Origin of the sequence: Paracoccus endophyticus (assembly GCF_003286075.1) — a bacterium.
Classification (GTDB): domain Bacteria; phylum Pseudomonadota; class Alphaproteobacteria; order Rhodobacterales; family Rhodobacteraceae; genus Paracoccus; species Paracoccus endophyticus.
Map to the genome: position 1 here is coordinate 22,106 of NZ_QLUV01000005.1, position 26,737 is coordinate 48,842.

General features: G+C 68.4%; 22 protein-coding genes and 1 pseudogene. 11 read left to right on the forward strand and 12 right to left on the reverse strand.

The window, feature by feature from the left end; translation table 11 throughout:
• The first annotated feature begins 74 nt into the window (after positions 1-74).
• Complete coding sequence (gene arsC, locus DPQ23_RS07775) at positions 75-515, forward strand: arsenate reductase (glutaredoxin) (protein ID WP_112874143.1); 441 nt, start codon at positions 75-77, stop codon at positions 513-515.
• A 207-nt stretch (positions 516-722) separates the two neighbouring features.
• Here arsC and DPQ23_RS07780 read toward each other — a convergent pair whose 3' ends face one another.
• Positions 723-1,586: an SDR family oxidoreductase gene (locus tag DPQ23_RS07780; RefSeq protein ID WP_112874144.1), complete on the reverse strand. Its 864-nt coding sequence runs from the start codon at positions 1,584-1,586 to the stop codon at positions 723-725.
• Positions 1,587-1,936: 350 nt separating this feature from the next.
• Here DPQ23_RS07780 and DPQ23_RS07785 point away from each other — a divergent pair, with 350 nt between their 5' ends.
• From DPQ23_RS07785 to DPQ23_RS07795, 3 genes are all read left to right on the forward strand, one after another.
• The gene (locus DPQ23_RS07785) at positions 1,937-3,085 is read left to right on the forward strand and encodes a cellulase family glycosylhydrolase (protein WP_112874145.1); all 1,149 of its coding nucleotides are present in this window, start codon (positions 1,937-1,939) and stop codon (positions 3,083-3,085) included.
• A 505-nt stretch (positions 3,086-3,590) separates the two neighbouring features.
• Positions 3,591-4,226: a hypothetical protein gene (locus tag DPQ23_RS07790; protein WP_162630678.1), complete on the forward strand. Its 636-nt coding sequence runs from the start codon at positions 3,591-3,593 to the stop codon at positions 4,224-4,226.
• Positions 4,227-4,290: 64 nt separating this feature from the next.
• Positions 4,291-4,935 carry a hypothetical protein gene (locus tag DPQ23_RS07795; RefSeq protein WP_112874147.1) on the forward strand — a complete coding sequence of 215 codons (645 nt, stop codon included), beginning with the start codon at positions 4,291-4,293 and terminating at the stop codon, positions 4,933-4,935.
• Between the two features lie 24 nt (positions 4,936-4,959).
• Here the strand turns inward: DPQ23_RS07795 and DPQ23_RS07800 are convergent, their stop codons facing one another.
• Positions 4,960-6,006: a hypothetical protein gene (locus DPQ23_RS07800; RefSeq protein ID WP_112874148.1), complete on the reverse strand. Its 1,047-nt coding sequence runs from the start codon at positions 6,004-6,006 to the stop codon at positions 4,960-4,962.
• Positions 6,003-7,448, reverse strand: coding sequence for an oligosaccharide flippase family protein (locus tag DPQ23_RS07805; RefSeq protein WP_162630679.1), 1,446 nt, complete (start codon positions 7,446-7,448; stop codon positions 6,003-6,005). The genes DPQ23_RS07800 and DPQ23_RS07805 overlap by 4 nt, the downstream gene beginning before the upstream one ends.
• A 515-nt stretch (positions 7,449-7,963) precedes the next feature.
• Between DPQ23_RS07805 and DPQ23_RS07810 the strand changes: the two genes are divergently transcribed.
• On the forward strand, positions 7,964-8,560 hold the full coding sequence (locus DPQ23_RS07810) for a sugar transferase (protein WP_240602573.1): 597 nt from the start codon (positions 7,964-7,966) through the stop codon (positions 8,558-8,560).
• A gap of 22 nt (positions 8,561-8,582) precedes the next feature.
• On the opposite strand, the gene DPQ23_RS07815 is transcribed toward DPQ23_RS07810, so the two are convergent.
• Genes DPQ23_RS07815 through DPQ23_RS07835 form a run of 5 tightly spaced genes read right to left on the reverse strand, consistent with a single transcriptional unit; the run spans position 8,583 to position 14,145 of the window.
• Entirely contained in the window at positions 8,583-9,971 is a 1,389-nt protein-coding gene (locus tag DPQ23_RS07815; protein ID WP_162630680.1) for an O-antigen ligase family protein, read from the reverse strand.
• Complete coding sequence (locus DPQ23_RS07820; protein ID WP_162630681.1) at positions 9,968-10,768, reverse strand: glycosyltransferase; 801 nt, start codon at positions 10,766-10,768, stop codon at positions 9,968-9,970. Before DPQ23_RS07820 ends, DPQ23_RS07815 begins: the two co-directional genes overlap by 4 nt.
• Positions 10,761-11,816, reverse strand: coding sequence for a GumC domain-containing protein (locus DPQ23_RS07825; protein WP_112874153.1), 1,056 nt, complete (start codon positions 11,814-11,816; stop codon positions 10,761-10,763). The genes DPQ23_RS07820 and DPQ23_RS07825 overlap by 8 nt, the downstream gene beginning before the upstream one ends.
• Positions 11,813-13,066: a polysaccharide biosynthesis/export family protein gene (locus tag DPQ23_RS07830; RefSeq protein ID WP_162630682.1), complete on the reverse strand. Its 1,254-nt coding sequence runs from the start codon at positions 13,064-13,066 to the stop codon at positions 11,813-11,815. The genes DPQ23_RS07825 and DPQ23_RS07830 overlap by 4 nt, the downstream gene beginning before the upstream one ends.
• Positions 13,063-14,145 carry a glycosyltransferase family 2 protein gene (locus DPQ23_RS07835; protein ID WP_112874155.1) on the reverse strand — a complete coding sequence of 361 codons (1,083 nt, stop codon included), beginning with the start codon at positions 14,143-14,145 and terminating at the stop codon, positions 13,063-13,065. Before DPQ23_RS07835 ends, DPQ23_RS07830 begins: the two co-directional genes overlap by 4 nt.
• Positions 14,146-14,376: 231 nt before the next feature.
• Between DPQ23_RS07835 and DPQ23_RS07840 the strand changes: the two genes are divergently transcribed.
• Both DPQ23_RS07840 and DPQ23_RS07845 read left to right on the forward strand, forming a co-directional pair.
• A complete protein-coding gene (locus DPQ23_RS07840) occupies positions 14,377-15,339 on the forward strand; it encodes a glycosyltransferase family 2 protein (protein ID WP_112874156.1) in 963 nt (320 codons plus the stop codon).
• Positions 15,332-16,474, forward strand: a complete 1,143-nt coding sequence (locus tag DPQ23_RS07845) for a glycosyltransferase family 4 protein (RefSeq protein WP_112874157.1) — start codon at positions 15,332-15,334, stop codon at positions 16,472-16,474. The genes DPQ23_RS07840 and DPQ23_RS07845 overlap by 8 nt, the downstream gene beginning before the upstream one ends.
• A 37-nt stretch (positions 16,475-16,511) precedes the next feature.
• Here the strand turns inward: DPQ23_RS07845 and DPQ23_RS16070 are convergent, their stop codons facing one another.
• Positions 16,512-17,918 carry a cellulase family glycosylhydrolase gene (locus tag DPQ23_RS16070; protein ID WP_112874158.1) on the reverse strand — a complete coding sequence of 469 codons (1,407 nt, stop codon included), beginning with the start codon at positions 17,916-17,918 and terminating at the stop codon, positions 16,512-16,514.
• 445 nt (positions 17,919-18,363) lie between these two features.
• Positions 18,364-19,134 carry a Crp/Fnr family transcriptional regulator gene (locus DPQ23_RS07855; RefSeq protein WP_112874159.1) on the reverse strand — a complete coding sequence of 257 codons (771 nt, stop codon included), beginning with the start codon at positions 19,132-19,134 and terminating at the stop codon, positions 18,364-18,366.
• A 382-nt stretch (positions 19,135-19,516) separates the two neighbouring features.
• Here DPQ23_RS07855 and DPQ23_RS07860 point away from each other — a divergent pair, with 382 nt between their 5' ends.
• The 3 genes and pseudogenes from DPQ23_RS07860 to DPQ23_RS07870 all read left to right on the forward strand — a co-directional run bounded on the left by DPQ23_RS07860 (position 19,517) and on the right by DPQ23_RS07870 (position 21,952).
• On the forward strand, positions 19,517-20,425 hold the full coding sequence (locus DPQ23_RS07860; protein ID WP_205961424.1) for a LysR family transcriptional regulator: 909 nt from the start codon (positions 19,517-19,519) through the stop codon (positions 20,423-20,425).
• Positions 20,426-20,543: 118 nt separating this feature from the next.
• Entirely contained in the window at positions 20,544-21,404 is an 861-nt protein-coding gene (locus DPQ23_RS07865; RefSeq protein ID WP_112874161.1) for a VOC family protein, read from the forward strand.
• Between the two features lie 13 nt (positions 21,405-21,417).
• Positions 21,418-21,952 (forward strand): annotated as a pseudogene (locus tag DPQ23_RS07870) (glutathione S-transferase family protein).
• 129 nt (positions 21,953-22,081) lie between these two features.
• Here DPQ23_RS07870 and DPQ23_RS07875 read toward each other — a convergent pair.
• Positions 22,082-23,023 (reverse strand): ring-cleaving dioxygenase, encoded by a 942-nt coding sequence (locus DPQ23_RS07875; RefSeq protein WP_112874162.1) that lies wholly within the window; start codon positions 23,021-23,023, stop codon positions 22,082-22,084.
• A 106-nt stretch (positions 23,024-23,129) separates the two neighbouring features.
• Between DPQ23_RS07875 and DPQ23_RS07880 the strand changes: the two genes are divergently transcribed.
• Positions 23,130-24,080, forward strand: coding sequence for a LysR family transcriptional regulator (locus DPQ23_RS07880; RefSeq protein ID WP_240602574.1), 951 nt, complete (start codon positions 23,130-23,132; stop codon positions 24,078-24,080).
• Positions 24,081-24,092: 12 nt separating this feature from the next.
• Here DPQ23_RS07880 and DPQ23_RS07885 read toward each other — a convergent pair whose 3' ends face one another.
• Positions 24,093-26,582, reverse strand: coding sequence for a GcvT family protein (locus DPQ23_RS07885; protein WP_112874163.1), 2,490 nt, complete (start codon positions 26,580-26,582; stop codon positions 24,093-24,095).
• Positions 26,583-26,737 lie beyond the last annotated feature (155 nt).

The window sequence follows — 26,737 nt, forward strand, 5'->3', positions numbered from 1 at the left end:
TGCTGTTCGGTCGGACCGGCGTGCCGTAGCGTGACCGCGCCGCCCTGCCGCGGAGTCCCGAAAGGCGTTTTCCCATGATCGTCACCCTTTACCACAACCCCAAGTGCAGCACGTCGCGCGCGGTCCTGGACCTGATCCGGGGCGCGGGGGTCGAGCCGACCGTGGTCGAGTATCTCAGGACCCCGCCGTCCCGCGACCAGATCCGCGCCTTGGGCAAGGCCACGGGACTGGGCGTGCGCGGGCTGCTGCGCCACAAGGACAAGGCCTATGCCGAGTTGAACCTGGACCGGCCCGGGCTCTTGGACGACGCGCTGCTCGACGCCATCGAGGCGTGCCCGGCGCTGCTGAACCGTCCGATCCTTGTCACACCCCTGGGCGCGCGTCTTGTCAGGCCGCCCGAGGTGGCGCTGGACATCCTGAACCCCTCGCCGGTTCCCCGGGGACCGGGCGGCGACGACCCCGCCACGTCAGGTGCGGGCCGCGTCGTCAGCGCGGGCGGTCCGCCCAAGGGATAGGATAGGCTTCAGGAGGGCCGCGCCTTGTCCAGACGCCCACCGCACCGGCGGGTATGGCGCGGGACCGCACGGGCCACCTCGGTTGCGCTGCGGGTCGCCGTTGATGCCAGCGCGCCATCCTGCACGGGCGGGCCGTTTCAGACGGGCATGAGGACAGCCGGCGGGAACGGCCCGTGCCCGGGACGCCCCCGCCGCGTGGTCGCCCCGTTACCGGCCGCCCCTGGCCGGGCGCGCCGCCGGCAGGCCGAAGGCCTGGATCGTGGCGGCCTCGAACTCGGCGTCGCTCAGGCTGCGGCGCAGGGGAACGAAGTGATCGGCCTCTTGCCCGACCATCACGGCGATGTCGCTGTCCTCGTTCTCGATGATGTCCTTGACGGCGCGGGCGATCGGCTCGGGGGACGGCCCCTCGTTGATCGCCTTGGCGACGATCGGGACCAGATAGGCGACCAGATCGCGATAGGGGGACGTCTCGCTCGTGGTGGCGGGGTTCGCCACCAGACCCTTCTTGACGAAGTTGGTTCCGAACAGCCCGGCCAGGATGGAATGAACCCGGATGCCGAACGGCCCGACCTCCAGCCGCAGCGAGTCTGTGATCCCCTCGACCGCGTATTTGCTGGCGTTGTAATGCGCCAGCAGCGGCAGACCCATCCGTCCCAGGAACGACGAGATGTTGATGATGACGCCCTGTTCGGCCTGTCGCATGTGCGGCAGCACCTCGCGCGTCATGCGGATCAGGCCCAGGACGTTCACGTCGAACTGCTGGAAGATCTCCTCGTCGGTGCCGTCCTCGACGGTCGAGAGAAGGCCATACCCCGCATTGTTGACCAGCACGTCGATGCTGCCGGCCCTGGTCATCACGTGATCGACCGCCGCGCGGATCGTGGCGGTGTCCTGGACGTCCAGGGGCACCACGGTCTCGATGTCGAGATTGCGGGCCTGCGCTTCGGCCATCAGCTCGTCCGCCGGGCCGCGCACGCCTGCAAAGACGCGATAGCCGTTTTCGGCCAGCATCAGCGCCGTCGCCATGCCCATCCCGGATCGTGCGCCGGTGATCAAGACGTTCTTGGTCATGAAAACATGTTCCTCTCGGCCCCGCTCGGGGGCAGCCATTCCGTCCGGCGTCCCGTCTTCGTTGCGGCCGTGACACGCCGCATCTTGGCGTCCCGGGCCGGGGCGTCAACGGGGATCACGCGGCCCGGCGCCGAAATGGTGATCCGTGCCTGGAATGCAGGGCGCCAAGGGGGGGTACGGCCTTGCGGCCCTGGGCGCGGCCTCGGGCCAGGGTCGCGGCGGCCGCGGTGCCGGGGTCCCCTTGTGACCCGGACGACCCTGGGGCAAGAACGGGGCACCCTTTGCAGCCGGCGGCGCACGACAGATCGCTTCCGGTCGCCCGATGCCTTGTGTTCGCCGGAGCCTGCCGCATGTTCAAGATGCCTGTCGTCGCTGACCGCCGCACCGCCGCCAGCCAAGGCCGCAGACCGTCGCTGGCGGTTCCCGGCCGCCCTATCCTGGCGGGACTGGCGGCGCTGATCCTTGGGCTGGGCGGACCGCAGGGGGCGGCGGCGCAGGGCACCGTCATCCCCAAGGACGCCGTGGGGCTGGCCGTGGGCCTTGACGCCCTGCGCTGGCAGGACAGCCTGGATCTGCGCGCCGAGCTTGCCGACTATGCGGCCATGGGCGTGCGCTGGCTGCGGACCGATCTGAACTGGGGTTCAGTGCAGAAGGACGGGCCGGACAGTTTCGACTGGACCGAGATGGACCGGATCGTCGATCTTGCCGCGGCGGTGGGCATCGGCCTGCTGCCGGTCGTGGGCTCTGCCCCGGAGTGGGCCTGGAGCGACCCCGAAGGCCCCTCGCCCCCGCGCGATCCGGCGGAGTTTGCCCGCTTTGTCGCGGCGGCGGTGGACCGCTATGCCCCGCGCGGGATCAGCACTTGGGAAATCTGGAACGAGCCGAACCTGGATGGCCCCTTTCCGCCCCGACCGGATGCGGCGGCCTATGCGGCGCTGCTGAAGGCGGCGGCGCCGGCGATCCGCGCGGCAGACCCGGACGCGACCATCATCCTGGGGGGGCTTGCCGCGGTCACTGACACCGACAGTGCGGGCGAGGCCATTGCGGCCGTCGAGTTTCTGGAGGCCGTCTATGCCCAGGGCGCGGGCGGTTCCTTCGACGCGGTGGGATTTCATCCCTATACGGGCGAGGACCTGCCGGACCTTGCCGCGCGGGGGAATTCGTGGCGCCTGATGGCCGGGCCGATCCGGGACATCATGGTGGCCCAGGGCGACGCGGCCAAGCCGATCTGGATCACGGAATACGGCGCCCCCACGAACGAGGCCGACGGCGGGGTGTCCGAGGCGCGGCAGGCCGAGCTGTTGACCGCGGGGGTCGCCGTGGCGCGCGCGACGCCGTGGCTGGGGCCGCTGTTCTGGTACAGCTACCGCGACCTGGGCGACGATCCCACTTATCCCGAGGACTGGTTCGGCCTGATGGACGGCGCGGGCCGCGCCAAGCCCGCCCGTGCCGCTCTGGAGCGCGCGGTCCGGCCCGCGGCGCAGGCGGATACGCGATAAGCCAGGGGCCGCAGCCGCCCTCGTCCTTGGCGTCCCGCAGGAGAACGCCTGCACCACGAGACACGAACCCTGCCGTCCCGAGTGTTGCCAAACCGCCATGCCCGCACCGCACCGCAGGGGCCGGCCTTGAGCGGCATCGCGCCAGCCGCTATGGCCCGGATCAGGTGCGGCACGTGTCGCAGTCGCTCGGCCATGCTGGCGGGTGACGTCCGGGGCCATTGTCGCCCAGGCCGCGCCGGAACCGTGATGCGGCACTGAAAAGGGGGAGGCACCCTTCGACCACGCGGGTCCGGCCCGCACATGGCCAGGACGCACAGGCCGTCCGCCGGCCCGCGCGGCGGCGCTCTGTCCTGGGTTGCCGCCGAGGCGCCGGACAAGCTGGCTCTGCCGAGACAACGTGGCACCGGCACGCCGTCTGCAAACCCCTGTCCATGCACCGCACCAGCCCGCCACCCCCAGGACCCGTCAGGGACTGGCCCATCCGTTCAAGACCCAGGAGCATCCGATGTCTCACCCATCGCCGGACCACATGGACCGGTTCCCCGTCCGAACCTATCTGTATGCTGCGGGGCTGCTGGGTTTCGCCGTGGCGGCGCTGCTGGTGGCCGCGCATCTGCGGGGGATACCCATGATCCGCATGCTGCGGGATCCGGCCTCGTTCTATGAATACTCGCCGTTGTCGGGCATCGTGTCCTATGGCGGCATCCTGCTGATGACATCGACGGCCGCAATCTCGGGGTTTGCGGCGTATGTCGGTTTCCGCTGGCGTGGCCTGCTGGTCGCGGTGGCCACGTTTTCAGGCTACTTCGCGCTTGATGACCTGTTCATGCTGCATGATGGGGTCTGGCCGCGCTTTGGCATCCCCGAAGAGGCGATCATGGTCGGGTTCGCCTCGGCCGGGCTGGGCATCCTGCTGGCGGCCCAGACCCATGCACGGCCCTGGCGGACATGGGGCCTGTACCTGGCCCTGGCGCTGATGAGCGGGTCCATCCTGATCGACGTGAGCCTGCAGAGCGACTATGCCACCGTGGCCGAGGACATCCTGAAGTTCCTGTCCATCGGTATATGGGCGCTGTTCTGGACGGGGGTGTCCAGCCGGGCGGTCGGGGTCCAGGCGCGCACCCATGCCGTACAGGCCTGAGAGGAACCCATAGCCCTTTTGACGGTTTTGTGACAGGCTGCCGTCAAGACCACGGGACATCGGAATGCCGCAGGTTGCGCCCGACCGGCTGGACAGATTCACCCCCCGGACCTATCTGCTTGCGGCGGCGTGTCTGGCCGTCGTCGTGGCCGTGCTGCTCGAGGCAGCCTTTCTGCGACAGGTTCCCCTCATGCAGATGCTGGACGACCCGGCGTCCTTCTACGAGGTGTCGCCGCTGTCGGGGATCGTGTCCTATGGCGGCGTCTGGCTGATGAGCTCGGCGGCCGCGGTCTGCGCCTTTGCGGCCCATGTCGGCCTGCGGCATCGCCGCCTGCTGACCGGCGTCGCGGCGTTTTCCCTGTATTTCGCCATGGACGACCTGTTCATGTTTCACGAGGCCGTGTGGCCGCGGGTCGGAATCCCGGAAGAGATCATCATGCTGGCGTTCGCGGCGGCGCTGCTGGCGATCCTTCTGGCGGCGCGGGCGCAGGCCGCGCCCGGCAAGGCCTGGGGATTGTACCTAGCGCTGGCCCTGATGGCCGGTTCGATCCTGATCGACGTGGGGCTGAACCGGGATGCCGCCAGCGACGCCGCTACGGTGCTGGAGGACGTGCTGAAGTTCCTGGGCATCGGGATCTGGGCGCTGTTCTGGACGGGCGTCGCCAGCGGGGCCGTCGCCCGCCCGATCCCGGACGACGCGCGGGCCTGACCTGCCGCGCCGGCGGCGCCCCCCTCAGATCAGCTTCATCCGGCGCAGCCAGCGCATGGCCTGCGTCTCACGATGCAGCTGGCGCATCCCGCGCAGCAGGGTCCGGGCGGCCTGGCGGCGGCTGGGCCTGACCGTGGGCCGGCCCGTGGCCTGCGGAACCTCGATCCAGGCCCCCGCCCCGGCCGGCGCCGTGTCGGCAAGCCGCGTCATGGCGGCGATCCAGTTCGAGACGATCCGCTCGGTTCCCTCGCGGTCCTCGCCGGGCACCCGCTCGGGCGGCTCCAGCCACGGGTTGGTGTTGATCTCGAAGATCTGCGGGCGCCCGCCGACGACGGCATAATCCGCGCGGCCATACTGGATGCGCGCCGCATCAAAGGCCGCCCTCAGCGCCGCGCCGTCGTCGTCGCTGTGCAGGAACGCCAGTTCCCGTTCGGGATCGGGGACGTTGTTGGGATCGCTGTATTCACCCTTGCAGACCCACGCTCTGCTTTGACCCAGACCCGAGGGGAAGAGATGGTCGCCGATCCGCGTATAGGCGCGTCTCTGGTGCAGGCCCTGGTCGTTGCGGGTGTCGATATACTCGGTCACGGCAAAGCGGTCGCGCAGTGCCGGGTCCAGTGCGGCGATTTCCTGCTGCAACGCCGCGGGCGTTTCGATCAGCTGCGACTTGGGCCCCTCGTGATCGTCCAGCCGGCGCAGGAACACCGGATAGCGAAAGCTGTCCGGCGGCGTGTCGACCGGCAGCATGCGGAAATCGTTGACCCCGGCCTCGTGCAGGCGGCGCATGATGTCCTGCCGCGTGCCGATCTGGTCGGGCAGGTTCAGCATGACGCAGTCGGGGCATGCCTTGCGCAACGCCGCGATCCGCGCCGTGACGGCGCGGGCGTCCGCCTGGTTCAGCCGTTCGTGATCGGCGAACACATAGGTCGAACGGGGCAGGCGTGGATAGGCGAGCAGCTCGTCATAGCTGAGAATGACGATCCGCCCGTGCAGCGGATGGTCGCGCGTCTCCAGCACGTCGCGGATCGTGTACTGATGGTCGGCGGTGGTAACGAACGTGATCACAGTCATACTTCCCGGTTGCGCAGTAGAGAGACAAAGCCCCGCAAGCAGGACCGACACGTGACCAGCAGGGCCACGGGATAGACGACAGCGCCGGTCAGGATCATCAGACCCAGCGTGGGCAGCGACAGGATCGGCAAACCGTTGCGGAAAAACAACCCCGCAATGGCGGCGGCCATCGCCAGTGCCGCCAGCCAGATCCGGCCGATCCGGACCGAGGCCGGCCAGGCCGCGCCGGCGGCGAGATGGCGCGCGTAGATCAGGGCCACGACGATCGTCGTGATCTCATAGATCAGAAAGGCGATGGCCGCGGCGGCGTGACCGTCGATCCTGTCCACGACGACGAACCCGACGCTCATGGCCGTCAGGGCGGCCGTGCTGCAGATCAGGCCGTATTCCGGCCGCCCCAGGGCCGAATAGGCGGAGTAGTAGAAGCGATAGGGCACCGCCAGGGCCACCGACAGGCACAGGATCTGCGACAGCGGCACCGCCGGTTCCCAGCCCGGGCCGACCAGCAGGGGCAGCAGCACGGGCGCGATCGCTGCCATGCCGACAAAGGCCGGAACGGCGGCCACGGCCACACCGGCCGCGATGTCGCCAGCGGTGCGGACCAGCCGCGGGGGATCGGCCTGCAGCCGGACCAGCACCGAGAAGGCCAGGTTGTGCCCCACCCCCAGCAGCGCCATGCGAAGCGGCTCGACGATCCGCAGGGCGATGTTCAGCTGCCCCAGGATCGCCCCCCCGAAAAAGGCGTTGACCAGAAAGGCCAGCACCGCCGGGGCCGCCGAGGCCACGCCCACGTCCGCAAGGAACAGCCACGAGAAGCGGAAGATCTCTCGGAACCGCTCGGCGTGCCAGCGGACCCTGATCCAGATCGGCTGCCCCCGCCACATCAGGAACAGGGCTGACAGCATCGGATAAAGGACGTTCGGCAGCAGGCGTTGCAGCAGCAGCGAATAGACCCCCCAGCCCGCCATGGCCGTCACGATCGACACCAGCGAGGCGATGACCGTGCTGGCCGCCTGGCAGGTGGAAATCTCGACAAAGCGCCGGCTGCGCCGCGCCATGGCCCGCGCCACCGCCCCCGGTCCCTGCCACAGCAACAGCAGGCTTGAGACGACGAGATATTCGGTAAAGCCCGGCGCCCTCGCCCCATGCTCGATCAGCGGACCCAGCAGCACCGACACCACGATCGCCACGCCGGTCAGCACCACCGAGACGAACAGCGCCGTTTCCAGGTGCGTGGTCTGCAGCCTTCGGCGCTGGCTCAGCGATTCCTCGAACGGCAGGCCGATGAAGGCGGCCATGACGGTGTTCACGCCCAGCACCAGCGTCGCCATGCCGAATTCGGTCGGGGACAGAAGACGGGCGACGACGACGGTGCTGATCATCTGCGCCGCAAGACGCACAAGGGCGTCCGCCGCCGAAGCCCCGATCCAGATCCTGAACATTGCCATCCTGCGTGCTTCCGACGCGAGTCGGGGTATCGGGTCGAACCCACGGTGTCGGGATCGCCATAGGGGAATAGTGGACGTTTTCAAGGTGGACAGATGCAGACGTTCCCGCCATTGGAGGAAACCCGCCTGCCATTTGCCGTCAGCGTCGCAAGGTCAGGGCACCTCTGCTGCCAGCCGCCGGACAGGGCCAATCACAAACCCGTAAGGACAAGGAACACGCGGTGATGTTGGCAACAATTTTTTCTTTGATATCAATCCTCTGAACGAACTTTTCTGACACAACAACCGCATGGGTTGTATCGCTTACGAATTGCTCAACTTGGCACTCTTGGTTAATGAGATTTTGACCATAGTTAACGACTCATGGTCCTCTTAGTCATCTCAAAAGTGAGCGGTTGTTAGATCAAATGGAAGATGTGGACAATAGGTCGTCTTCTCGTGCCGCTCGGACCCTGAAATCAGCGTCGGGCGACGAATTTGTCGATAGAAAGACGTTGTATCCTCGTCACTTGAAGAGGGTATTCGACATAACATTCTCGCTGATTGTTTCGCCGATCGTTCTTCTGCTCGTGATTGTCCTTGCGGTCCTGATCTATCTGTCGGATCGCCGCAATCCCTTTTTCGCGCACAAGCGTGTCGGCCAGAACGGCCGGATGTTCGGCTGCCTGAAGCTGCGCACTATGGTCGTGGGCGCGGAAACCATGCTGCCCGAACTGCTCGACGCCTCGCCGGAACGGCGCGAGGAATGGACCGAATCCCAGAAGCTGACCGACGATCCCCGCGTGACGCGGTTGGGCGCCATCCTTCGCAAGACCAGCCTTGACGAGATCCCGCAGCTGCTGAACGTGCTGCGCGGCGACATGAGCCTGGTCGGCCCGCGGCCCATCGTCCCGGACGAGCTGCGCCGCTATGGCCCCCATGCCAGCACCTATCTGCGGCTGCGGCCCGGCGTCACCGGCATGTGGCAAACAACGGGGCGCAACGACGTGTCCTATGTCGAGCGGGTCCGCATGGACGTGGAATACGAAAAGACCATCTCGCTGTGGATGGACATCAAGATCATGCTGATGACCATCCTGTCCATGCTCAGCAAGACGGGCCGCTGAGGGCGCCGCGCCGCCCGGATCTCTATCCGGGTTGCGCCGCCGGGCGCCGGGGGGTGCGCCACAGCGCCAGCCCCACCCCCAGGGCGATCCATCCGCCAAAGAACCTGAAGGTGTCGATGCTGGCCCCCAGCATCAGCCACCCGCTGAGCGTCATGGCCACGGCCAGGTGCAGCCGCCCGACATAGCTTGTTCCGTTCGAGCGCCACAGCGACCGCCACAGCAGCGGCACGATCATCGCCAGCCACAGAAGATAGCCCAGCAGTCCCGTTTCGGCCAGCAGCCGCACATGCAGCGAATAGGTGGGCGGCCAGCCCAGCATGGTGTCGCCCGATGTCGCATAGCCCCGGACCTCCCAGCTGCGCAGGTCCTCGGCCCGGATGTGATAGGGATAGTGAAAGCCGTACTGTCCCAGCCCCACGCCCAGCAGGGGGCGTTCCTGAAACATCGAGACGCCGGCCCGGATCGCCGCCAGCCGGGTGACGTTCGAGGCGTTCTCCGACGCGCCCGGCGTCGGGTCGATCAGCCCGTCCATGCTGCCATAGCGGATCAGGTTGCTGCCCTTTTCCAGCACCGATGTCTGCACGCTGGGGATCAGCATCATCGCCAGCACGCCCACGCCCGCCACGGCGGCCCCGTGCAGCAGCCAGTCCTTGCGATGGCGGAAGAAGCCCAGAAGGAACAGCATGAACTGGACCGCGATCACCAGCATCGCCGTGCGCGATTGCAGCAGCACGATCAGCACCGCAACCACCGCGGCGACCAGCGCCACCCGCCGTGGGCTGCCTTGGGTCAGGGCAAAGGGAAAGACAAAGGTCAGCATGCCCGCCGCCCAGGACGCCTCGAACGCGGTCATGCGCAGGCGGGTCCCATAAAAGTCCTGGGTTCCCGCGTGGATGACCAGCGACAGCGCCTGGTACAGGTCGGACAGGCCGGGCAATCCGACCCAGCTTGCCACCTCCAGCACCGCGACGCTGGACATGACCAGAAGCGCCACCCAGGCCCCGCGCGAGATGGCGGGCAGGCCGCCACGCAGCGCAAAGTTAAAAAACAGCAGCGTCACCACAGGCCCCAAGGCCACGGCCATGCCCTGGGTGATGACCCGGCTCATCCCCGAGCGGTCCTTGTACCAGGCCATCGAGATTTCATCGAAGTTGAGGGCGACGCCCAGCACGACCACGACCAGAAAGGCCAGCGTCACCAGGAAAAAGACGCTGGGGATCGCGAACCGGCCGGGGCGGCGCAGGAAATACAGCAGGGCAAAGGGCAGAACATAGACGAAGCCGTCCTTGGACAGCTCGCCTGCCGGCAGCAGCGGCATCAGGTCGTTGAACACCGTCGCCACGACCAGCGCCATGACCAGCGGCACCGACCAGTCGCGCACGGCCGCCAGCCGGCCTGCCTGTGCGTTCACCGCCACGCCTTCTTCTTGATGGCGGTCAGCCAACTGAAGGGGATCGCCATGAACAGCAGCGTGCGCGCGATCCCCGCCCAGGCGTGGGCGTCGGCCGGCGAGAAATTGTCCCGCTGGACCCGGAACCGCGCCACCAGGTTGCGCTTGCGCTTGGCGGCGGTCGTCCCCGTCTCGCTGACGATATACTGGGTCAGAACCTCGGGGATGTTGGCCAGCCGCCAGCGACGGCCCATGCGGACGAACAGGTCGTAATCCTCGGCCGTCTTGTAGCGGTCGGAATACAGCCCCACGTCGCGCAGCGCCTCGGCGCGGATCATGATCGTCGGATGCAGCAGGGCCGGGACATAGCGCTGGCGGCGCAGCATCCTTGGGTGTTCGGTGGGAAAGCGCAGGGTGAACAGGTAGTCGCCCGCGTCGTTGACGCAGCGCGCCCAGGTGCCGACCATGCCGACATCGGGGTGGGCGTCCAGGAACTCCTGTTGCCGCTCGAACCGTCCCGGCAATGGCAGGTCGCCGCAGTCCAGGCGGGCGATGTGGCGATACCCGCGCGACAGGATCGTCTCCAGCCCGGCGTTCAGCGCGTGTTCGATGCCACGGTTGCGGTCCAGCCGCTGCAGGGTGACGTCATGGCTGCCATAGCGGGCCGCGCAGCGGATCGGTTCGGGCGAGCCATCGTCCACCACCACGATGTCGAAAGGATGCGGCTGCCCGCCCAGCACCTCCAGCGTCTCGGTCAGCCCGGCCTGGTCCCTGAACACCGGAATAAGGACGCAAAGATCAGGCCGCAGGTCAGGCATGACCGATCCTGCGGTTTTGGCGGCGACGCCGCCAGGCATTGCGCAGGATGGCCAGCGACGCCCCCATCAGGAACCCCGCCGTCAAACCCAGCGCCAGGATCACCGGCTTGGCGTTGAACCCCGCCGGGCCGAGCGGGACGACCGCAGGCGCAAACAGCTGCACGGCCAGTTCCGGGGCGCCGATCCGGCTTTGGATCTGGCGGTGCTCCAGCAACAGCTGTTCATAGACCGCGGCCGTCGCCTCGACCTCGCGTTCGGCCTCGCGCTGCTGGGCATAGACATTGGCGCTGGCCGCGATGGCCTCGTCCTGCTTCTGCCCGGTCAGCGCCTCGAAGCGCATCGACAGCAGCCGGCCCTCTTCGCGGGTGGTCTGGGCGCGGCGTTCGGCCAGTTCCAGATTGTTGGTCAGCTCCTCGATCTCGCGTTCCAGGTTGACCAGCATCTGCCCGTAGACGTTCAGGCGCAGGTCCGACCGCGACTTGAGATAGCCCATCGCGACCGCGTTCGCGACGGCCGCCGACAGCGTGGGACTTTCCGAGTTGTAGCTGATCTCGATCACATAGGACCGGCCGCTGTGGCTGACCTCGAGGTTGTTGGACATGTGCCGGATCACGCGGGCGCGCCGCAGCGCCTCGTCCGTCCGCGCCTCGGGCGGAAGCTCGATCGCGGCAAGCAACTGGGCGCGCTGTTCGGCGGGCAGGGCGTCCAGCGCGTGCCCGAGGGCCACGGGCGTGTCGATGGTCTCGACGATGGTGGCTGTGGCGGAATCCTCGGCCGTGGACAGCGACTCGGCCCCGCCCAGCGCGATGATGCCCGAGCGGTCCGCATCCGAGATCAGCGTCGCCGTGGCCGTATAGGTCTCGGGCATGACCTTGGCGGCCATGTACGCCCCCCCGCCCCCGATCGCCGTCAGCAGGATCACCAGGAACGGGCTGCGGCGGATCGCGACGAAGACGTCGCCCAGCGTGAAGGCTGCCGCGGGCCTTGCCAACGCAGCCGACTCTGCCGGCCCGCCGGACCGTTCGGTCGGAATGTTCATGTGGTTCATCGGCTGGCCTCTTGCCGCCCCCCGGCCGGACGCTGGTCCACCGCAGCGGGCAGCGCCACAGGCGCGGCCGAGGCCAGGTCGGCCGACTGCGGGACGCCGTAGAAGCTGTCCGGCAGTTCGACCTCGACCAGGTCGCCGGGCTCAAGGACGGTGTCCTCGTCCGCGGCCATGGGCTTTTCCTGCCCGTCCACCATGCGATGCACCGTGATCCTCAGAGGATCGTTCCCGCCCAGGCCGAATTGCGTCAGCTGTGACGTGACCCCCCTGAACCGGGCGTTCAAGGCGGCGATTTCGGTCAGCGCGGTCTGGACCTCGCCCTGCAGCGTGGCGGCCCGGCGCGCGTCGTGGCGCTCAAGCTCGTGCATGGCGGCCTCCCGCGCGCGCCGGACATCGGCGATGTCGGCCTCGACCTGGGCGAGGTTGCCGCGCAGTTCGTTCAGGGTGCGGTATTCCTCGGACACGCGGGTTTGCGGGGTCAGGCCGCGCTCTTGCATGTCGGTATAGCGCGTGACCTCTTCGGTCTGCTGTTCGACAAGCGCCTTCTGGTGCTCGCGCTGCTCGCCCAGCCGCTCGATGCGGTTGTCGATGATGGCGAGGTCACGGCTCAGGAAGGCCTTTTGCGATTCGCTTTCCGCCCGTGCCGCATCCAGCAGGCTGTTGGCGAGCGTCAGGACCGCGGCGCGGTCGTTGCCCGCCAGTTCGGGAAGATCCTCGGGCACAAGGTCCGCGACGTTGTCCAGTTCGGCCTGCGCCCGCGCGCGTGTCGCATGCTTGGCCACAAGCTCGGCGGCAATGGCGTCGCGTTCCGCGCGCAGCTCGGTCACCGCGCCCATGGACGGGCGCAGCGCGCCCAGGCCCCCGCCCAGCGCAATGGCGCGCCGCACCGTCAGGCCCGGCTGGTACGGCAGGGCGCCGGGCTGAGCCACATCCCCCCCGATCACGATCGGACGGACGGCGGTCAGCCCCACCGTCACCTGCGCATCCAGCAGGATTTCCAGTCCGGCCAGCCGCTGCTCGATCGCGGCGGCAATCTGATCGACGGTCTGCCCCGCGACGGCGATCTGCCCCAGCGGCGGAAAGGCGATCTGGCCGTCAACGTCCACGACGGCCTGCCGGGTCAGTTCGGGCACGCGAAAGACGGCGATGTCCAGTGTCTCGCCCGGGGCGACCGTGTGCTGCTGCGCGCTGGCGGGCGCCGCCACAAGCAGCGCGACGAGCCACAGGCCCGCCAGACGAAGGGGCAGGCTCATGACAGGGCCTGACGCACGCGCGACGTGTCGGCGGGCGGGACCGCGGCGACCGGCATGGGGTCCGCGGACCTGTCGTGAGCCGCAGTGCAAAATGCCTTTGCCCGTGCGTCCATCATGCGCCATTCCCTGTCCGCCGCCAGCTGGATGCCGTCCCCCTTCCTGCCAAGGGTCCGCGCCGCGCCTTGATAGGCCCCGCGGACCCATTCGTAAAGCTGCGGGCCGATCAACATGCTGAGTCCCCGGCGCGCCGTTTCGCGCGGGCATACCGGCGGATTGAGACTGCGGGCCAGGGCCGCCACGGCCTCGCGCCGGCGGCCCGCGTTGGCCAGGCGCCAGACGCGGTCCTGCAGGTGATAGCCGCTTTTCGCCCCCGGCGACCAATCCCCTGATTCGCGTTTGTACCACGCATACGAGATGTCGGCCGTTTCGGCCTGGATGCTCAGCCGCCCGGACCGGGGCGTTTCCTCCTTGATGACGCCCGCCACGGGGTCGAGGCGAAACGCGACGCCCGCCCGGTCCATCCGCATCGCCAGGTCGGTGTCCTGGTTGACCCGCAGATCCTCGTTCCAGGGGATGTCGCGGACGACATCGACGGGCATGTTCATCATCGAGGTGTGGACCCGACCATTGTCGCAGTAGACAAAATCGACCAGAGGACGGCCCATGGGCCAATCGGGCTGTCTTGGCGCCCGGATCCGCCCATCGACATGCATCAGCATGCCGCTGAGCAGGACGGTCCGCGCGGTCTGTGGCAAATCATAGAACCGACGGACCCGGTCATGGCGGCCGGGCAGCCAGACATCGTCCGAATCAAGAAAGCTGACGTGCGTCCCCGAGGCCTCGCGCACGCCACGATTGCGCGCTGCACCCCCGCGCCTGTGACGGTCCTGTCGGAAAACATGCACGCCAATGTCACGCAATCGCCCGTATTCTAATGACAGGTCCATATCCGAGCAGTCATCCACCACGATGATCTCGATGTCAGGGCTGTCTTCTCGCACGGAAAGCACCGCCCGAACAACGGATTGCGCCCGATTTCGATTGGGAATGACAACTGAAAGGCGAAATGGAGATGACATGAATTACAATTTCTCAACCCTTGATTGTTTCGATCACCTGTCCGGACAGGACAGATAGTGCTTCTTGCATGAGTGTATCGGCTTCCCCGAGATTGTGACAGTGCCCTTGCCGGTCCATCAACGTTTGTTTGTTCACTATTTAGGCGGATCAGGTGCGCGTCTGGATGATTTGCGGGCAACCCGGGCATGGGCTAAGACAGGCGTCATAGAAAATAATGGAAGAGTCACCGGATGGGCACCCAATCCCAGAATGCGCCGCTTCCCGCATCAGGGCAGACGGACGAGCCGGCCCCCCGTTTCTCGATCGTCATTCCAGCCTATAATCGGGCCGATCAGATCGGTCGAGCCATCGCCTCCTGTCTTGGGCAGACATTCCATGACTTCGAGGTCGTCGTCGTGGATGACGGATCGCGCGACGGCACGGCCGAGGTGGTCGAGGCGGTCGGCGATCCGCGTGTCCGCTGCATCCGGCAGGCCAACGCCGGGGCCTCGGCCGCCCGCAACACCGGCGCGCAGGCCGCGCGCGGGACCCACCTGGCCTTTCTGGACTCGGACGACGAATTCCTGCCCCACAAGCTGGAACGGCTGGACGCGGCGATCGGTGCCGACGACCAGCCAGAGCGGACGGTCTGGTATTCGCCCCTGTTCTTCGACCGCGGCCAGGGAAATCGCATGGTCAAGCCGCCGCGGGCCATCGCGCCCGACGAGCCTGTCGGCGACTATCTGTTCGCGGATGACGGGCTGATGCAAACCTCGACCCTGGTCGTTCCGCGGGCCCTGTTCGCGCGGGTGGGCTTTGACAGCGACCTGCGCTGCCTGGAGGACCTGGACCTGTGCCTGCGGCTTGAGGAGGCGGGCGCCCGCTTTCGGATGCTGCCCGAGCCCGAGGTGATCTGGCACGACGATCGCCCCCAGGGCCGGCTGAGCTATACCACCTCCCCGGCCGAGGTGCGCGACTGGGCCTCCCTTCAGGCGGACCGGCTGTCGGCGCGCGCGATGCACGGCTATCTCGCGCGGTTCCTTGCACCGCAGATCGCCCGCGCCCAGCCGGTCCGCGCCCTGTCGATCCTGCTGGCCGCCGTGCGCCACGGCGCGCTGGCGCCCCGCCGCGCCGCCATGCTGCTGGCGCGGGGCGCGGCGCCCGGGCTTTACGGCCGTGTGCGCGATGCGCTGACGCGGTCGCGCCATGCCTGAGACACGCCGCACCCTGCGCCGTATCGTCCATGTCACCGAAGCGCCCCTTGGGGGGGTCGTGACCTATCTTGACGAGTTGGTGGGCGCGCAGTTGCGCAGCCTGCCGGACGTGCAGATCGACCTCATCACGCCCGAGATCAACAGGGATGCGCTGGCCGGCCTGTCCGGGCCGCGCTTTACCCTGATCGCCTTTCGCCACCGCCGCGGATCACCGCGCGCGCTGCTGTCGATGGCGCTGCGAACGCTGCGCCATGTCCGCGCCACCCGGCCGGACATCCTGCACATCCATTCGACCTTTGCGGGCGCGGCGATCCGTCCCTTTGCCCCGCTGTTCCCCAAACAGACGCGGATCGTCTATTGCCCCCATGGGTGGGCGTTTTCGCGGCAGGGTTCGGGGCGGGCGCAGAAGGCGGCCGGCGCGGTGGAACGCTTTCTGGCGCGAACCAGCGACCGGATCGTCTGCATCTCGGACCATGAGCGGCGCGAGGCGGAGGCGTTCGGCATCCCCGCAGACCGTCTGGTCGTCATCGAAAACGGCATCAGCCCGCCCGCCGCGGCACCGGCCACGGGTCCCGTCACCGGGACGCCCCCCGCCCCGGCGCCCGGCCGCAGGCTGATCGCCTTTGCGGGGCGGTTCGACCGCCAGAAGGGCTTCGACACCTTCCTCGAGGTGATGCGCCAGCTGGGCGCGCAGGCCGACGGCATCGCCATCGGCAGCGCCATCACGTCGGACGAGACGCTGCCGGACTGTCCCGACAATGTCCGGATCCTCGGCTGGCAAAGCCGGGCGGCGGTGTTCGACCTGTATCGCCGGGCGGATCTTCTGCTGGTCCCGTCCCGGTGGGAGGGTTTCGGCCTGGTTGCCGCCGAGGCAATGCAGGCGGGGTGCGCAGTGTTCGCAAGCCGGGTCGGCGGGTTGCAGGACATTGTCGTGGACGGCCAGACGGGGCGGCTGTTCCAGCCCGACGACGTGGCGGGCATCGTCGCCCTGATCCGCGCCACCTCGGATGCCGAGCTGGCCGCCTATGGCAAGGCCGGGCACGATCGCTATCTGGCGCGCTATACGACCGAACGGATGTCGGGAAAGATCACGGCGCTTTACCAGGCGCTGCTGTCGCCGGACGCCGGGCGCTGAGCACCCGGCGTCCGGTCCTTGTTCACAAGCCTGCGGATCAGAAGATGAAGTCGCCCGCATCCACCTGATGGACGCCGCTCAGGACGATGTTGACCTCGAACTCGCGGTCGCCATCGACGTTGGCCTGAACATACGTCTTGTTGTGCGTCCGGTCCACATAGACGCCCAGGTCGCCCGCCTGCTTCAGCCAGTTGGAGCCGATGAACCGGAAGGCCTGGTCGCCGGACTGCCACTGGTTGGCATCGATGCCGCGCAGGTCGATCATGTCGCTGTCGCCCCAATCCTGGATCAGGTCCCACAGGCCGGTTTCCTGGAAGACGAAGGTATCGCGCCCGCCGCCGCCGGTGAACCGGTCCTCACCGCCGTTGCCGCGCAGCACGTCATCGCCGCTGCCGCCCTGCAGCACGTCGTTGCCGCGGGTGCCGTCGATGGTCCTGCCGGTGCCCGGATTGACGGGGGGAACAGTCGGGACCTTGGTGTCGGGCTGCGTCACGGTGCCCGGCCCGTTGTCCTTGTTCGCCAGATCGCGGAACGTGTAATACGCCTCGCGCCGGCTGCCGTTTCCGTCGCGCAGGCCGAAGCCCGGCTCGAAGTTGGAGTCCTGGTAGGAGAACCACATGATCGGCCCTGCCCAGGAATAATCCTGTGCCAGATCGACGGCTTCGCCGAGCATGCGCGCCTGATCGCCCTGGCTGACGGTCAAGCCGCCGCCGGTCGTCTTGGCGCCGAACTCGGTCATCCAGACCTGCTTGTCGCCGTCGCCGTTATCCACCATGGTCTTGCGGATACCGTCTTCCATCATCTGCCAGCCGTTCCACGCTGCCCCGTCACTGGGCATCAGCGGAAAGCTGTAGGGGTGATAGCCGACAGCGTCGAAGTAATCCCCTGCACCGGCCTGATACATCTGCTTCAGGTAATCGACCGCGCCCCACATGCCGTTGCCGGTGGACGGCACGGCTGCGGTGCCGCCGGTGATGACGACATCGTCGCCGTCGACGGCCTTGATGGCGTCATGCGCCTGCTTCAGCATCTGGGTATAGTTCTGGGGGGTGATCCCGGCCTTGTTCTGCTCGTTGAAGATCTCCCAGTGATCGACAACGTCCTTGTAGCGGCTGGCCGCGGCCCCGGCAAAGCGTCCGAACGCCTGATGGTCGGACCAGCTGGACATGTCGCGGTTGACCCAGTTCGGGGTGTTGTTCAGGACCGCCGTGATCTTGATGCCCCGATCCTCGATGGCGTTGAACACCCGGTCGACCAGGGTCCAGTCGAACCCGCCGCCGCCGTTGCGCTGCACGAGGTCCCAGTGGATGTCGATGCGGACCCAGTCCACCCCCATGTCCACATAGTCCTGCAGCTCTGCCTGCATCTCTGCTGTCGAGTTCCCCAGCAACTCTCCGAACGGAGTCGCGATCCCCAGCTGTCCCGGTCTGACGTTGGCTGCCATGTTCAAGCAGTTCCTTTTGTTTGATTAGCCTGCGTTGCGCTACGCGATCACCGGGGCTGCTGTCAGCAGTCACAAAGTAGGACGGGCGGCATTCTGCCATATCGTAGGCGAACTCCCGCTTAAGGCGAGTAAGCGAGGGAACCTTTTGTCATTGAAGTTGAGACGACTGTTGTTGCAGCGCAATCCAGTCCGTCCCGCAGGGCACTTAAGGTGCAGAAGAGCGCGTCAAGCCTGAAGGCAGACGCCCGGCCGCCGCCGGTAACGACCCGCCGGGGCATTTTCGAAAACTGCCGATTCTGCAGACGCCCGCCGGCGCAGGCCTGCATTTTCGGCGGCATTTTCCGCCGGTTCGGCGAAGGGTCTGCGCGAATCCCCGCCGCACCCTGGTGGGGAAGCGTCTGCAGCAGCCCGCTTGCGAACTGCCCCCACGCGCCATGCCTCAGCCTCAGGCGCGCGCCACCCCGGCGACGCTGCAGGGTGCGCCGGCTACAAGCCGGGAACGCAGGGCGGCGTCCACATGCGCGGGCAGGAAAAGATAATCCCAGGTGTATTGCCCCGTGCGGAACAGCCCGTCCAGGTCTGTGACGGTCACCGTGCCGCCGCCGACGGTGCAGATCCCCTCCTCGCGCAGTTCGACGATCATGCGGTTGGCATGCACGGATGTCATGCCGCAGGCCTCGCCGATATCGCTCTGCGTCAGCGGCAGGTCGAACCGGTCAAGTTGACACAGGCCCCTCGCATACTGCCGCACCATCATCTCGCAGAAAAAGCTGGCCACGCGGGCGCGGCCCAACAGGCATCCGACCCGGAAGATCCAGTATCGGTGGATGGCCGCGTCCAGCAGCGACACCCGCCACAGCTTGTGCAGCAGGTGCGGCGCCTCGACGTGAAGCCGGTCCAGCCTGTCATGGGGGATCATGCGCTGGGACACCGGGCTGACCGCGTCGATGTCATGGTCCAGATGACCCAGGACATAGGAGGGCAGGTCCACGAAATCGCCGCCGATGTGCAGGCTTTGCAATTGCCGCCGCCCACTGCGGTCGGACCGATAGCGTCCGGCGAAGCCGGTGTCGAGAAAGGCCGCCGTCGTCAGCCGCACGTTCGCCCGGGCGATCCGGTGGCGGGCCCGAATGTCCTGCGGCGGCCCCATCATCGTGTCGATCAAGACCGCTTCGGTGGGGCCGAACAGGTCGGGATAGGCGCGCCGGACATCCATGGATCAACCCGCTTTCCCTGGCGCCAGCGAGAGAGCGGGTGCAGGGCCAGTGTCGCCCTCTGCCGGACCCGCGTCAACCGCGCTTGTCGGGCAGGGTCCGGCGGGCGGACCTGATCTGAAGACGGCTGCCGCGCCATCGGCCTGCAAAGCGCAAGGGGGTCGCGCCTCCCACGACGGCACGGCGGGCCGCCGGGTGGCGTCACGCGGCCCTCCCCCGAACCCCGACGCGGGCCGGCGCGCTGGGCTGCGGCCCCGATCGCCTTACCCCCCGGCACATTCGCCGCACCGCGGCCGGCCTTGAGCGGCCCTGCGCGATCGGCCACCATCGCCCGGTGCGACGCCGCAATCGGGCGGCCCCGGCACAGGCGCGGATTGAACCATCGTGGACAGGCTTGAATCGGATCGGATGTTCGTCGCGGTGATGGAAGCGGGCAGCTTCACCGCCGCGGCGCAGCGCCTGGGCACCAGTTCGGGGCAGGCATCCAAGCTGGTCTCGCGGCTCGAGTCCGAACTGGGCGTCCGCCTGCTGAACCGCACCACGCGCGCGGTGGCCGCGACCGAGGCCGGCCAAGCCTATTTCGACCGTCTTCGCCCCCTGCTGGACGAGTTCGAGAACCTCGACGCCGCGATCCGCGATGCCTCGCACGCGCCGCGCGGACGGTTGCGGCTGACCGCACCGCTGACCTTCGGCGCCATCGGGCTGGTGCCGGCGCTGAACGCGTTTGCCGCCCGCCATGACGGGATCGAACTGGACGTCAGCTTTTCGGACCGGGTGGTGAACCTCGTGGACGAGGGCTTCGACATGGCGGTGCGCGTCGGATGGCCGGGCGATTCCAGCCTGATTGCCCGCAAGCTGTGCGATGCGCGCATCCTGGTCGTCGCCGCGCCCGACTATCTTGCGCGCCGCGGCCTGCCGCTGACCGTGCAGGACCTGGCCGACCATGACTGCATCATCGACACCAACTATCGCGAACCGGGGCGCTGGCCCTTTCGCGACGCGAACGGCGCGCCCGTCAGCGTGGCCGTCACGGGGCGCATCCGCTATTCCAACGCGCAGGCCTGCCTGTCCGCGGCCGAGGCGGGGCTGGGCCTGGCCTGCGTTCCCGGCTTTGTCGCAGGCGCGGCGATCCGGGCCGGGCGCGTCCGGCAGGTTCTGGGCGGGCATGAACCAGACCCCTTTCCCGTCCACGCGCTGTATCCCCACAGTCGCCATCTTGCCGGCAAGCTGCGGGTGCTGGTGGAGTTCCTGGCCGAGCATTACCGCACGGGGCCCGCATGGGATGAGGGCTGATCCCTTCCGCAACGGATGCAGTCATCTTCCCGCGCGCCCGATTATCAAGCGATCCGACAAGGGCCATCTTTCACGCATCGCCGGTCAGACGGCCGCCCCTGACGGAAGGAACCCTGCCATGACGACCCACGCCGATGCCTTCGACCTTGCCGCGGCACCCTTGCGGATCGGGCGCGTGCGGCTGCGCGTGCGCGATCTGGACAGCGTGGCCGCGTTCTATCGCCGGGTGCTGGGGCTGGACGTGCTGGCATCAGGGCCGGACCGCGTGACGCTGGGCACGGGCACGACGGCGCTGCTGGACCTTGCCGGCGATGCCCGGCTGAAGCCGCGCGACCCGCGCGACGCGGGGCTGTTCCACACCGCCTTTCTGCTGCCCGGCCGGTCCGATCTGGGGCGCTGGCTGCGTTTTGCCATCGACAGCCGCATCCCGCTGCACGGGGCGTCGAACCACATCGTCAGCGAGGCGATCTATCTGGCCGACCCCGAGGGCAACGGGATCGAGATCTATGCCGACCGGCCCCCGTCGGCCTGGCGCGGCAGCGACGGCGAGATCCACATGACGACCGAGGCGCTGGACAGCCAGGGGCTGCTCGCCTCGGCCGACGGCGCCTGGACGGGGTTTCCGCGGGGCGGAACCGTGGGCCATGTCCACCTGCAGGTGGGCGACACGGCGGCGGCCGACCGGTTCTATCGCGACGTGTTGGGCTTTGACATCGCCAGCCGTTATCCGGGGGCCAGCTTTTTCGGCAGCGGCGGCTATCACCACCAGCTGGCCGGCAACGTCTGGAACAGCCGTCGCGCCGGGCCGCGCCCGGACGACGCCGCCGGGCTGGATGCGGTCGAGATCGTGCTGAACGACGCGACCTTGCGCGACCCGATCCTGCGCCGCGCGGAGGCCGCCGGAGTCGCGCTGTCCATGGCCGGCGACGTCCCCGTCCTGCGCGACCCCTGGGGCACGCGCATCGCACTTAGCGCCTGAAGGGGGACCAACCATGCTGATCGACGGGAAATGGGTCGCCGACTGGCAGCCGGTGCAGGCCAGGGACGACAAGGGCGGGTTCGTGCGCCAGACCTCCAGCTTTCGCCACTGGGTCACGCCGGACGGCAGCGCCGGGCCGACCGGCGAGGGCGGTTTTCCGGCAAAGGCCGGGCGCTATCGCCTTTATGTCGCCCTGATCTGCCCGTGGGCATCGCGCACCCTGATCGGGCGCACGCTGAAGGGACTGCGCGACGTGATCCCCGTGTCGGTCGTCCGGCCCGAGCTGGGCGAGCAGGGCTGGCGGTTCGACGACGGCGTGGACGCTGGTGCGCTTTGATGCGGCCTATCACGGGCTGTTCAAGTGCAACCTGCGGCGCATCGCGGACTATCCCGCGATCAGCGGCTATCTGGCCCGCGTGCTGGCGCGGCCGGGCGTGCGCGCGACGGTCAGCATCGACCACATCAAGCGCGGCTACCATTCGATCAAGGCGCTGAACCCCACGGGCATCGTGCCGCTGGGGCCCGCTCTGCCCTGGGCCGAGGCGTGACGCGGCCGATCCAGCGGGTCCGCACGGCCCGCTGATCCGTTGCGGCGGCGGGACTGTCCCGCCGCCGCAACCACGCCGTCCAACTACGTCCCGCCTGTCCGCCGCGGCGGTGTGGGCGCAGGGGCCAAATCAGACCAGCGGCTTCAGCCCCGCCTCGATCTGCGCGCGGCGCGGTTCCAGGAACGGCGGCAGCGACAGCGTCTCGCCCATCGTGTCGAAGGGCTCGTCCACGGCAAAGCCGGGGGTGTCGGACGCGATCTCGAACAGGATGCCGCTCGGCTCTCGGAAGTAGAGCGAGCGGAAATAGAACCGCTCGACTTCGCCCGACGACCGCACCCGCAGCCGGTTCAGGTGCTGCGCCCAGTCGTGGATCGCCGCAGCGTCGGGGACGCGAAACGCCACGTGGTGGACCGCGCCCGCGCCTTGCCGCGCCTTTGGCAGGCCGGGCTGGACCGCGACATGCAGCTCGGCCGAGGGGCCGCCCTCGCCCATCTCGAACACATGAACCTGGCCCTGCCCGTCGGGGCTGGCGTAGTCGCGGACGCGGCGCATGCCCATCACGTGCGTCAGCACGACCTCGGTCGGGCCGAGATCCGGGACGGACAGGGTGATCGGCCCCAATCCGCGGATCTGGTGTTCGGCGGGCACCGGGCTGCGGTCCCAGGGGTGCGCAGCGCCCGGCTGGTCGGCGGTCAGGCGATAGCGCTGCCCCTCGGGGTCCTCGAAGTCCAGCGTCGCCCGGCTGTCCAGCGTGGCGATCTCGCCCACGGTCAGGTTTTCGCCGCGCAGGCGGGCGGCCCACCAGTCAAGGCTCGCCTCGGCCACGCGCAGCCCGGTCCGGCTGATCGAATGCGTGCCGCGACGCGCGCGCGCGACGGGCCAGTCGAAGAACGTCAGGTCCGTTCCCGGCGTCCCCGCCCCGTCGGCAAAGAACAGGTGATAGGCCGAGGTGTCGTCCTGGTTGACGGTCTTCTTGACGCGCCGCATCCCCAGCGTCTGGGTGTGAAAGCGGTTGTTGCCGGGGGCGTCCGCGGTGATGGCCGTCAGGTGGTGAATGCCGGTCAGGGTCATGGGCGTATCCTTTCGTTGACCCCGATATCGGCCTGCCGGGGCGGCGGCGCCAGACGGCGGCGGACGAAGCCGGTGTTCTGCGATTGCGAACGCCCGGCCCGCGCCTATGCTGCGCGCGATGCGCTATTCGCTGGACGAGATCGAGACGTTCCTGACCGTGATGGAGCTTGGCACCATCTCGGCCGCGGCCGCGCGGCTGAACCTGTCCAAGTCGGTGATCAGCAAGCGTGTCTCGGACTTCGAGGCGACGGTCGGGGCGGCGCTGTTCCGGCGCAACGCGGGCCGGATCACCCCGACCGAGGCCGCCAACCGCCTGGCCGAACGGCTGCGACCGGCGCTGGCCGAGCTGGTCGCCGCCACCGAAAGCGCGGCCTGGGGCATGGACGGGGCGGCGCCCCTGCGCGGCACGCTGTCCATCGCCGCGCCGATGAGCTTCGGCACGATGTACCTGTCCCCGATCCTCGCGCGCTTTGCCGCCGACCATCCGGGGCTGGACCTGCGGATCGACTATGACGACCGGGTGCGCGACCTTGCGCGCGAGGGGTTCGACATCGGCATCCGCATCGGCGAGGGCCGCGACGGCGCGCTGAAGGCGCGCAAGCTGTGCGAGGACCGGATGGTCGTCGTGGCCAGCCCCGCCTATCTGGCGCGCGCGGGCACGCCCGACGGTCCCGCCGACCTGAACGGCCATCAGGTGATCGGCTATTCCCATGTGTCGGACACCCTGGCCTGGCAGTTCCGGCAGGGCGGGCGCAGCCTGTCGCCGCAGCTTTCGACGCGGCTGACGCTGAACAACGGCGAGGCGATCCGCGACATGGCCGCGGCCGGGCTGGGGCTGGCGATCCTGCCCGGGTTCCTGGTGGCGGACGCCCTGCGCAACGGCAGGCTGGTCGCGGTGATGCCGGGGGCGGACACCCGCGCCCTGCCGATCCTGGCGGTCTGGCCCCCGGTCGCGCCCTTGCCGGGCAAGCTGCGCGCGCTGATCGACCATCTGGCGGCCGCCCTGTCGGGCGCGCCCTGGCGGCAGCCGGCCGATCCGGCCCGGCCGCCGCCCTGATGCGGCAACGTCTCAGCCGTCCAGCCTGATCCGTGCGTTCTGCGGGTCGAACGGGCTGTCCTCGGTCACGACGGCATCGTACAGGTTGCGCAGCATCCGCACCTGCAGCCGCGTGCCGGGCGCCGCCAGATCGGGGCGGACATAGCCCATGCCGATCTGCTTGCCGAAGGCGACAGAGTATCCGCCCGAGGTCAGCCGCCCGACCTTTTGCCCGTCCAGGAACAGCCCTTCGCGCCCCCAGGGGTCGGCGTCGGCAGGGCCGTCGATCAGCACGGTGACGCACATCGACCGGATGCCCTTGGCGGCCATCGCGTCCTTGCCGCGGAAGTCCTTGTCCATGTCCACGAAACGGTCCAGCCCCGCCTCGAGCGGAGTCGCATCGCGCCCCAGTTCGGTGCCGAAGGCACGATAGGATTTCTCCTGCCGCAACCAGTTCTGCGCCCGCGCGCCGACCAGCCGCAGCCCGTGCCCCTCGCCCGCCTGCACCAGCCGGTCCCACAGATGGCGGCCCATCTCGATCGGATGGTGCAGTTCCCACCCCAGCTCGCCCGTATAGGCCACGCGGATCGCGCGCACCGGCACCATACCCAACTGGATGTCGCGCGTGGACAGCCAGGGAAAGCGCTTGTTGCCCAGCACCGTCGCGGGGTCGGCATCGCGGACCAGTTCGTTCAGGATGGCCCGGCTGTTCGGCCCGGCCAGCGCGAAGACGCCCCAGTGGGTCGTGATGTCCTGCACCTCGATCCGGCCGAAGTCAGCCTCCTTGTCCGCGGCCAGCTTGCGCAGGTTGTCCAGGTCGTAATCCGCCCAGGCGCCGGCGGACACGAGGTAATAGTCATCCTCGGCCAGCCGCACGACGGTGTATTCGGTCCGCGTCGTGCCGGCCTCGGTCAGCGCATAGGTCAGGTTGATCCGGCCGACCTTGGGCAGCTTGTTGGTCGTCAGCCAGTCCAGGAACGCCGTCGCCCCCGGCCCGGCCACGCGGGTCTTGGCGAATGCGCTGGCGTCGATCAGGCCCGCGGTTTCGCGGATGGCACGGGCCTCGGCCTCGGCATGGTGCCACCAGCCGCCGCGGCGGAAACTGCGCGCGGCGTGGTCGTCGAACCCTTGCGGCGCGTAATAGTTCGGCCGCTCCCAGCCGTTGACCTGCCCCATCTGCGCGCCCGCCGCGATCTGGCGGTCATAGGCGGGGGCGGTGCGCAGCGGGCGGCAGGCCGGGCGCTCCTCGTCGGGGTGATGCAGGATGAAGACGTGCTCATACGCCTCCTCGTTCTTTCGGGCGGCGTATTCGGTCGTCATCCACTGGCCGAAGCGGCGGGGATCAAGGCTCGCCATGTCGATCTCGGCCTCGCCCGCCGTCATCATCTGCGCGAGGTAATGGCCGGTGCCCCCCGCCGCGGTGATGCCGAAGGAAAATCCCTCGGCCAGCCACATGTTGCGCAGCCCCGGCGCGGGTCCGACCAGCGGGTTGCCGTCGGGCGTATAGCAGATCGGCCCGTTGTAGTCGTCCTTCAGCCCCACTGACTCCGACGACGGAATCCGGTGGATCATGGACATGTATTCCTCCTCGATCCGCTCCAGATCCAGTGGGAACAGGTCGGCGCGGAAGCTGTCGGGCACGTCGTACAGGAACCGCGCCGGGGCGTTGCGCTCGTAGGGTCCCAGAATCCAGCCGCCGCGTTCCTCGCGCACATACCACTTGGCGTCGGCGTCGCGCAGGACGGGGTGTTCGGGATTGCCCTGCGCCCGCCATGCGACCAGCGCGGGGTCGGGCTCGGTCACGATATACTGATGCTCGACCGGGATCGCGGGGATCCTGATCCCCAGCAGGCGCGCGGTGCGCTGGGCGTGGTTGCCGGTCGCGGTCACGACATGCTCGGCCCGGATCTCGAACGGCTCGCCTGCGGGGACCAGGTTGCCGCCCCGCTCGACCATGCGGTCGCAGGTAACGATCCATTCGTCGCCCGTCCAGCGATAGCCGTTCACCTGCACCTTGCGCTCGATATGCGCGCCCGCCATGCGCGCGCCCTTGGCCATCGCCTGCGTCACATCGGCGGGGTTGATATAGCCGTCGGTCGGGTGGAACAGCGCGCCCTTCAGGTCCTCGGTCCGCACCAGTGGCCAGCGCGCCCCGATCTGCGCGGGGGTCAGGAACTCATGCTCGATGCCCACCGTCTCGGCGGTCGAGGAATAGAGCCTGTATTCGTCCATGCGCGCGTCAGTCTGCGCCATGCGCAGGTTGCCGCAGCGGGTAAAGCCCGCGTTCAGGCCCGTCTGCCCCTCCAGCCCGGCATAAAGCCGCACGGAATAGTCGTGGATATGCGTGGTCGCATAGTTCATGTTGAACAGCGGCAGCAGCCCCGCCGCATGCCACGTCGATCCCGCCGTCAACTCGTCGCGCTCGACCAGCATCGTGTCCCAGCCCGCGCGGGCCAGATGCAGGGCGATGCCGGTGCCGACGGCACCGCCGCCGACGACCAGGGCTTTGACTTGGGTCTTCATGGCGTCTCCTTGCGCGCGTGTCGCGGCCTGTGTGACACGATGACGCAACCCCGCCCCCTGCCGGCGACGACATCGGACGTGCGGAAAGCGACATGACGGCATCCCCGGGGGCTGCCGCTTGACGCGCGAGCGCGGGCGGCATCTGTTCGGGGCAG